9 protein-coding genes are annotated in these 7702 nt (G+C 63.8%); 3 read left to right on the forward strand and 6 right to left on the reverse strand.

Annotated elements, in window-relative coordinates; genetic code table 11:
- The 4 genes from feoB to DVDV_RS20955 form a co-directional block, all read right to left on the reverse strand.
- Window positions 1-1457, reverse strand: a 1457-nt coding sequence (feoB, locus tag DVDV_RS20940) for a ferrous iron transport protein B (protein ID WP_075356517.1), incomplete at its 3' end; no start/stop codon positions are given.
- A gap of 2 nt (window positions 1458-1459) precedes the next feature.
- On the reverse strand, window positions 1460-1690 hold the full coding sequence (locus DVDV_RS20945) for a FeoA family protein (RefSeq protein ID WP_075356518.1): 231 nt from the start codon (window positions 1688-1690) through the stop codon (window positions 1460-1462).
- Window positions 1691-2181: 491 nt separating this feature from the next.
- Entirely contained in the window at window positions 2182-2466 is a 285-nt protein-coding gene (locus DVDV_RS20950; protein ID WP_254845480.1) for a hypothetical protein, read from the reverse strand.
- A 94-nt stretch (window positions 2467-2560) separates the two neighbouring features.
- On the reverse strand, window positions 2561-3004 hold the full coding sequence (locus tag DVDV_RS20955) for a nucleoside 2-deoxyribosyltransferase (protein ID WP_075356519.1): 444 nt from the start codon (window positions 3002-3004) through the stop codon (window positions 2561-2563).
- A gap of 239 nt (window positions 3005-3243) precedes the next feature.
- On the opposite strand from DVDV_RS20955, the gene greA reads away from it, so the two are divergent.
- Window positions 3244-3732, forward strand: a complete 489-nt coding sequence (gene greA, locus DVDV_RS20960; protein WP_075356520.1) for a transcription elongation factor GreA — start codon at window positions 3244-3246, stop codon at window positions 3730-3732.
- A 174-nt stretch (window positions 3733-3906) separates the two neighbouring features.
- On the opposite strand, the gene DVDV_RS20965 is transcribed toward greA, so the two are convergent.
- Together DVDV_RS20965 and DVDV_RS20970 are read right to left on the reverse strand one after the other, a co-directional pair.
- A complete protein-coding gene (locus DVDV_RS20965; RefSeq protein WP_075356521.1) occupies window positions 3907-4938 on the reverse strand; it encodes an NADH:flavin oxidoreductase in 1032 nt (343 codons plus the stop codon).
- A gap of 162 nt (window positions 4939-5100) precedes the next feature.
- Window positions 5101-5598 (reverse strand): DUF1269 domain-containing protein, encoded by a 498-nt coding sequence (locus DVDV_RS20970; RefSeq protein WP_075356522.1) that lies wholly within the window; start codon window positions 5596-5598, stop codon window positions 5101-5103.
- A 208-nt stretch (window positions 5599-5806) separates the two neighbouring features.
- Here DVDV_RS20970 and DVDV_RS20975 point away from each other — a divergent pair, with 208 nt between their 5' ends.
- Both DVDV_RS20975 and DVDV_RS20980 read left to right on the forward strand, forming a co-directional pair.
- Window positions 5807-6085 (forward strand): phasin family protein, encoded by a 279-nt coding sequence (locus tag DVDV_RS20975; protein WP_075356523.1) that lies wholly within the window; start codon window positions 5807-5809, stop codon window positions 6083-6085.
- The gene (locus DVDV_RS20980) at window positions 6085-7635 is read left to right on the forward strand and encodes an AarF/ABC1/UbiB kinase family protein (RefSeq protein ID WP_075356524.1); all 1551 of its coding nucleotides are present in this window, start codon (window positions 6085-6087) and stop codon (window positions 7633-7635) included. The genes DVDV_RS20975 and DVDV_RS20980 overlap by 1 nt, the downstream gene beginning before the upstream one ends.
- Window positions 7636-7702 lie beyond the last annotated feature (67 nt).

Raw genomic sequence — 7702 nt, forward strand, 5'->3', positions numbered from 1 at the left:
CGCAACAGCCGGGACACGATGAGCACAAAGCCCCAGGCGGCCAGGACCACAAAGAACATGACCTGGGTCGGATTGTCCGGGAAAAAGGCGGCCACAAGCATGAGGTAGGCCGTGGTCTTGGCCCCGCAGACCATGAACGGCGCGGTCAGGATGGTGGCCAGACGCTCCCGGGGACTGCGCAGGGTGCGGGCGCACATGACGCCCGGCACGGCGCAGCCGCCAGGGATGCCGCCGGACATGATAAGGGGCATGACCGACATGCCGTGCAGGCCGAAGATGCGCAGCACCCGGTCCATCATGTAGGCCACCCGGGCCATGTAGCCGAGGTCCTCCAGGAACACGAGCATGGCGAACATGATGCAGATAAGCGGCGTAAAGCCCATGACCGATCCCACGCCGCCGATCATGCCGGAGACAATGAGCGACTGCAGGTCGCCCTCGGGAAGATAGGTCGTCCCCAGGCCGGCCAGCCACTCAAAGCCGGCTTCGACCCAGCCCTGGGGATAGGCCCCGATGGTGAAGGTGACCTGGAACATGAGCCACAGGACGGCCAGCATGATGATGGGGCCAAGGACCTTGTGGGTCACGATGCGGTCGATGGAGTCCGACGAGGTGCGGCGCAGTTCGTCGCCGCCGGTGACGACACCCTGCTTGAGCAGGCCGTTTATAAAACCGTAGCGCCAGTCGGCAATGATGGCGTCGGGGGTGGTGGCGCTGTGCTGGCGGGTGTGGATCTCGGCCTCTTTGCAGATGGCCTCCAGCCGGGCGGCCGGGCCGCCGGCGGCCCGGCCCTCGTCCATGACCTGCTCGTCGGCTTCGAGATACTTGATGGCCACCCAGCGGGGATCGTGGCGGCTGGTCAAAAAGCCCTCGTCCTCAATGATCTTGGTCATGCGCTCGATGACCGGATCGAGTTCCGGACCGTAGGACAGGCGGATGGGCTTCCAGGCTCCGCCGCTTTCCGTGTAGGCTACCGCCACTGCCTTCATGAGTTCCTCGCGGCCCTGCCCCACCCGGGCCACACAGGGAACGACCGGCACACCCAGAAGCTGGGACAGCTTCTTGACGTCAATGGTCACCCCGTTGCGCTTGACCTCGTCCATCATGTTGAGGCCAAGGACCATGGGCGCGCCGATCTCCATGAACTGCACGGCCAGATAGAGGCTGCGTTCCAGGGCCGTGGCATCAATCATGTTGATGACAACGTCGGGATGCTCGTCCACGATGACGTTGCGGGCGACCAGCTCTTCCATGGAATAGGAGGTCAGGGAGTAGGTGCCGGGGAGGTCCACGAGATGCATGTCGTGGCCGTTATTGCGATAGACGCCTTCCAGACGGTCGACGGTGATGCCGGGATAGTTGCCCACCCGGGCCGAGCCGCCGGTGATGGCGTTAAACATCGTGGATTTGCCGCAGTTGGGCTGGCCGGATACGGCCACGCGGATGGTCTTGGGCATGGTTAAAGGGCCTCCACCGTGATGCAGTCGGCTTCGGAGTTTCGAAGCGACAGAGTGAACCCGCGCATCCGCACGGCGACCGGATCGATCAACGGGGCGCGCCCCACGACCATGAGCTGGGTTCCGGGCACAAGGCCCATGTCACGGATACGCCGCCCCATCTCGCCGCTGGCCGTGACGGCCCGAATGCAGCCTTTCTGGTTGACGGCCATTTTTCGTAAAGACACCACCATGCCGCTCCTCCTTTGCAAGCCCCGCCGCGCCTCTACAGGCGAGGGGAACACAAACGTCAAATTATCCTGACCGCAGCCCCCGGCCGTTGCCGGCATCCGGGCGGGAGTGCCCAGACTCCCTTTGGCAACGGCCTGCTCGGCTCGTCAGACGCATGACACCCCGGGCGGGGCATCCGCGTCCGAGAGCCTTGTAAATGAAATTCAATATCATTGTCAATCGGGAGTGAAAATCATTTTCTGCAAAATGGCGCGCGCCCCGGATTCTGGCTCCGGTCCGTGCGTTGCAACGCAAACCGAAACGCCGGGCAGGCGGTCTGAAACAGGCCGCCTGCCCGGACCGGGGATGCCCGTCACGACGTCGGAATCGCGGCACCCGGGACCAGTCCCACACCGCGGTTCCAGGACAACACCGGGTCTGGGCCAAAGGCCTGAAGCCGCGACAGCGGGGAATTTTTCCCGTCAAACGCGGGAGGAAGGGGAAAAGAAAAGAATCAGACGAGGGGGCAAAACGCGCCAAGGGCGACGTGCTCAGCCATGGAGGTCCCGGCCGGTTCCGGCCTGGTTGCCTCGGGTGCACCCTGGGACTGGCGCAGACGGTCGCGCAACACCCCGGCGTTGGACCGGGCGATCCCCTGGGCGGTCATCATGTCCGTGAGGCCATGGCGCCGGGAAAACCCCAGGCACACATTGCCGGTGCCGTCGAGGTAGACACTGCAACACAGCCGGTCCACCAAAAACGCAAGCGGATCGTGACACGCTTCTATCATGACTGCCATCAACCCCTGGTTGCGGTTTAAAGACAGAGGCAACAGTCTGATCGTGAAATCCCCCTTTATGCCAACCCTAACACGGGTGCAAATGAAAGTTTCGTCATACGCCGCCCGGCGCTTGGGCCCGGCGGCCCAGGGCGGCGAGCAAGGCCTCGACGTCACGGAATATTTCCGTGCACGAGCATTCGATCATGCAGTTGACCAGGGAGTGCGTCGTATCCCCGGCGCTGCGGAAATCCGTGCGCAGGCCCCACACCGGGATGCCCCGGGCATAGGCATAGCCGGCCTCCCAGGCCGTGCCGTCGTCCACGGCCGGACCGTCCAGGACCGCTGCCACCAGATCGCAGCCGTCAAGGGCCGACAGGCAGCCCCGGAAGATGTGGGTTTTGGCTGTCTGCCCCAGGCCGGCCAGATCGTCGTTGACGAACAGGTCCCCGGGCCACAGCGGCGACACCCCGGGCAAGGCTGCGGCCAGATCGCGCAGATGGGCCATGAAGCGGCGTTCGGCCAGGGTGAAAAGCGGTCCCGCGAGATAGACGCGCATGGTGGTCTCCAGTCTTTTGGAAGTTGGGGGCGGGATACGCGCCGCCGGCCCCAGCATAGCCGAGGGCAGGCCCGCCGGACAACTCCCGTCTTGACCGCAAGCCGAGGATGGACTAATCAGTCAACCGTCTGTGTCTGTATGACTTCCACGACCAATTGGCGGCCGCGTCCATCCTGGGCGGGGCCGCTGTCGTTGGCGCCCCGACACTCCAACATCTCTCGATTGCAAGGTATCTGACGATGGAAAGCATCCCTATTACCGTTGAAGGCTTCAGACGGCTGGAACGCGAACTCGAACGGCTCAAGAAAGAACGCCCGGGCGTCATTTTGGCCATCAAGGAAGCGCGTGAAGAAGGCGACCTGCGCGAAAATGCCGGCTACGAGGCCGCACGTGAACGCCAGGGTATGCTCGAAGCCCGCATCAACTACATCGAATCCCGCATGTCGCGGTTTAACGTCATCGATCTCAACACGTTGGGTGGCGACCAAGTCATCTTCGGGGCAACGGTGGAGATCGAGGACGTCGATACCGGCGACGTCAAAAAGTACACCCTGCTTGGCCCCGACGAAGCCGAACCGAGCAAGGGCTCCATTTCACTCCTGTCCCCCGTGGGTCTGGCCCTTCTGGGCAAGAGCGTGGGCGACGACATCGTAGTGGACGCCCCGCGCGGCAAGATCAACTACGAAATCATCTCCATCGTCTTCAACGGTCCCGTCGAAAACGCCTGATCCTTCGTCCAGCACCATACGTTGGCCCTGCCCCGACGGCAGGGCCATGGCCCGTTGCGGCCTGACGACCGGTCTTTTCCGGCCCCAGGCCGGTTGGCCTGTCGGTTGCCGCAGCCCGCGGCGGCCGGGCCGGGCCGTGGCCGCTGCAGGCTGCGACAGGAAAAACACGCCGGCTCAGGCCATGGCCGCCTTGGCCGCGTTCCTGACAAAGAAGCAGCCGTTGCCGGCCTCGTCATAACACTTCCCGCACGACACACAGGCCGCCGTTTCCGTCGATCCGGCCAGCCAGCGCGCCGGCAGGTCCGGCTGGCGCAGAAGCGGCCGGGATAAGGCAAAATAGGCAATGGCCGTCTCGTTGACGATGGCTTCCATACCCGCCGGCGACCGGTTGGCCCCGACCAGAATGACCGGTGCGGCAATGGCCTCGGCCACGGCCGCCGCCTCGGCCCGAAACACCGACTGCACCTGCTTCTTGCCGCCGCAAATCCCCTTGTTGCCGCCAAGGCCGCTCACTTCGACCAGATCGATGCCGGCTGCATCCAGGGCCTTGGCCGCACCGAGACATTCCTCGAAAACGCCCGGCGTTTCGTGCATGTCGCGGCAGTCGAGCTTGACGGCCAGCAGGAAATCCTCCCCGACCTCCCGGCGCACAGCCGCGTAAATGGCCATAAGCAAGGCCCGGCGACCCTCGGACGATCCGCCGTAGGCGTCGGTGCGGCTGTTGGCCGCAGGGCTCAGGAACTGGCTTAAAAAATAGCCGTGGGCAGAGTGAATCTGCACCCCGTCGTAGCCGGCCTCCCGGGCCAGGGCAGCCCCCCGGGCGAAATAATCCGGCAACCCGGCCAGCACAGCCGGGGTCGGATCGTTGGCCGTCCACAAGACGCCGTCACGGCCGGCAAAGGCCAGCTGGGCCAGGATCAAGGCCCCGGCTTCCCGGGCTGTTGCCACCAGACGCCGATGGCCGTCCAGGCCGGCGGCATCGTACAGGCCAAGCTGCCCGGGCAGCGCCCCGGCCCTGGCCTCCGCGTACAGGGCGCTGGTGATGATGGCCCCCACGCCGCCTTGGGCAAGGTCCTTATAGACGTGAAGGAGTTGCGGTGTCAGCCGGCCATCGCCATCAGCCAGCCGTTCCCAGGTGGCGGAACGAAACAGTCGGTTTTTAAGCGTTCGGCCCTTGATGGTCGTGGCCTCAAAAAGCGTCTTCATGGGCATCCCTCCACAGGCATAGTGCCCAGGCTATGCGCCGGCCGTGCGCGCAGCACAAGCACGCACTTTTCAGTGTGCCGGTACCCTTTCCCATACCGGCCGCCGCAAAAAAGCGCCCCGCCGGTTTCCCGACGGGGCGCTGTCCTCTCGCGTCTTTGATAGCTAGGCCGAGGCCTTGGCCGCGTCCAGGGCGGCCTGCAGCTTGCTCTCGTCCTCGTGGGACAGCGAGGTCTGGATCACTTTGCCGCCCGTGCCGGCCAGCTCGGCCAGAACCTTGTCCGCCGTCATCTTGCGGATGAGCACGAACAGCACCGAGGTGTCGGGCTGCAGGTGTTCCGCCAGTTTTTTCATGAAATCGTCGTCAATGCCGACATCGGACAAGGCTCCGGCCGCTGCCCCGGCCCCGGCACCGACAACGGCTCCGAGGATGGGGTTTAAAAAGATCAGACCGATGAGCATTCCCCAGAAGCCGCCGCCAACCGCCCCGGAGGCGGCCAGATGGTACATCTGGTTCAATTTGACCTTGCCGTCGCCCTTCTTGACGGCAACCACCGCGTCTTCCAGGTCAACCAGATACTCTTTCTGCATTTTAAGGAGTTTGAGACGAACCTCTTCCGCCTTGAAAATATCATCATAGCCGACGACAATCAGATCACTCATCAGGGATGCTCCTTGGTGGCTGGGTGTTGCGACGCTCCGATTCCGGGTCGTCCTATCATTGTGTGTGTCTCATTTCGGTCGTTGTGGCAACCAGGAAACGTCGATACCGGCCAAGTCCGCCAAGACACCATCGCCACGCCAACGCATCCCTTGACTCCGGCCGGCCAACATCCCATAGTTTCTGTTACAGAACCACAATGAGGTGCCTATGAAACCGGTCGATCTGCTCTCCATGGGCCTTGGCGCAGCCTTTCTGGCCAAGGACAAACTCGGCGAAGTCCTCGATGACCTGGAAAAACGCGGCGAAGTCTCCCGCGACGACGCCAAACGCTTCCTGGAAGACGCCAAATCCCGGGCGAAAAAGGAAGAGGAAGCCGTTGCCGCCCGCGTGCGCGAAGAAGTCAAAAAAGTTATCAGCGACATGGGACTGGCCACCAAGGAAGACATCGCGGAATTAAAGGCCCTGCTCAAGAAAAAATCCGCCTGATGCCGTCCTTTCCGGCCCCGGGCCGCCTCTGGCTGGCCTTCCGCTTCCTCCACACCGTCTTCGTGCTGGTGCGGCGCAGGGATAGCTTCCTCTTGCTCACCCCCCTGCCGCCGCGCCAACTCAAAGAGGCCGTGCTGGCCCTTGGGGTGTGCTTTATCAAGCTGGCCCAGGTGCTGGCCACCCGGGCCGACTTCTTTACCGAAGACTACCTGGCCGAACTGCGCGGCATCCATGACGAAGTCGCCCCCATGTCCGCCGCCGACTTCACCGCCGCCTTCGACCTGGCCTTCGGCGATGCGCCGCCGTTTGCCGCCTTCAACCAGACCCCCCTGGCCAGCGCCTCCATCGGCCAGGTCCACGCCGCCACCCTCCCGGACGGCAGCCAGGTCGCCGTCAAACTGCGCCGCTACGGCGTCGAACACCGCGTACGCGCCGACATCGCCATGATCCGGGCCATGCTCGGCGCTTTCACCCCGTTTTTCTCCAACGCCACCAAAAATTCCGTCGAAGCCGTGCTGGCCGAATTCTCCGCCATGATCGTCAGGGAAGCCGACCTGTCCGTGGAACTGGCCAACCTGCGCAAATTCACCGACACCTACAGCCACAGCCCCGTGCGCTTCCCCACCCCGCTCCCCCAATACTCCAACGCCAACGCCCTGGTCATGAGCTACGAAACCGGCTGGCGCATCGATGACAAGGCCGCCCTGGACAAAGCCGGCATCCCCTTCGCCACCATCCTCAACGCCCTGATCGACTTCTACATCGAACAAATGCTCGTGCGCGGCTACTTCCACGCCGACCCCCACCCCGGCAACATCCTCGTGCGCCCGGACGGCGGCCTGACGCTGCTCGACTTCGGCATGGTCAAACGACTGCCCGCCGAGACCCGCGTGGCCATGATCGAAGTGGCCAAATCCGCCCACGACCGCGACTACGAAGGCTTCATCGCCGCCTGCAAACGCCTGGGCATCGTCGCCGCCGGAGCCGATCCTTCCGAAATGATGGAATTCTCCGAACGCATGTTCGATATCCTGGGCGACGCCGGACTCACCGCCGCCTCCATGCAGCTTTTGGCCTTCTCCGTCCTCGACTCCATGAAAGACCTGCCTTTCAAAGTGCCCCAGGACGTCGTCTACGTCATGCGCGCCAGTACGCTCATCGAAGGCCTCGGCACCACCTACATCGAAAACTTCAACGGCGTGAAAGACATCCTCCCCCGCCTGCGCCAGAACCTGTCCCGCGCCCTGGGAGCCGAAGCCGGCCTGTTCCCCACCCTGCGCTCGGAACTGACCAGCCTCCCCCTCACCCTGCGCCGGGCAAAAACCGTCCTTAGCGACCTCAGCGAATCCAACCTGCGCGTCAAACTCTCCACCGAAACCCTCGAATACGCCGGCGAACGCCTGCGCCGCCACCTGCGCCCCGTGGCCGCAGGTGGGCTGCTTATTGCCGCCGGCTTCCTGGCCGCACTGACCGGCGGGGAACACGCAGGCACGATGGCCTGGGGATTGTTTGGAATTGGCGCGCTGCGGGTGTGGACGGGGCTGAAGTGAGCGTGAGGATGGGGGAGAGGGAGAGAGAAAACAAAGGCAAAGGCAAAGAGAATCGGGGCGTTGCCCC

Origin of the sequence: Desulfovibrio sp. DV (assembly GCF_001936595.1) — a bacterium.
Taxonomy (GTDB): domain Bacteria; phylum Desulfobacterota; class Desulfovibrionia; order Desulfovibrionales; family Desulfovibrionaceae; genus Solidesulfovibrio.

Bases quoted from the DNA above. Each gene is read 5' to 3' on its own strand.
- DVDV_RS20950 (WP_254845480.1), bottom strand. From the start codon at position 2,466: ATGGCAGTCATGATAGAAGCGTGTCACGATCCGCTTGCGTTTTTGGTG.
- DVDV_RS20955 (WP_075356519.1), bottom strand. From the start codon at position 3,004: ATGCGCGTCTATCTCGCGGGACCGCTTTTCACCCTGGCCGAACGCCGC.
- DVDV_RS20980 (WP_075356524.1), top strand. From the start codon at position 6,085: ATGCCGTCCTTTCCGGCCCCGGGCCGCCTCTGGCTGGCCTTCCGCTTC.
- DVDV_RS20970 (WP_075356522.1), bottom strand. From the start codon at position 5,598: ATGAGTGATCTGATTGTCGTCGGCTATGATGATATTTTCAAGGCGGAA.
- DVDV_RS20975 (WP_075356523.1), top strand. From the start codon at position 5,807: ATGAAACCGGTCGATCTGCTCTCCATGGGCCTTGGCGCAGCCTTTCTG.
- DVDV_RS20965 (WP_075356521.1), bottom strand. From the start codon at position 4,938: ATGAAGACGCTTTTTGAGGCCACGACCATCAAGGGCCGAACGCTTAAA.
- greA (WP_075356520.1), top strand. From the start codon at position 3,244: ATGGAAAGCATCCCTATTACCGTTGAAGGCTTCAGACGGCTGGAACGC.
- DVDV_RS20945 (WP_075356518.1), bottom strand. From the start codon at position 1,690: ATGGTGGTGTCTTTACGAAAAATGGCCGTCAACCAGAAAGGCTGCATT.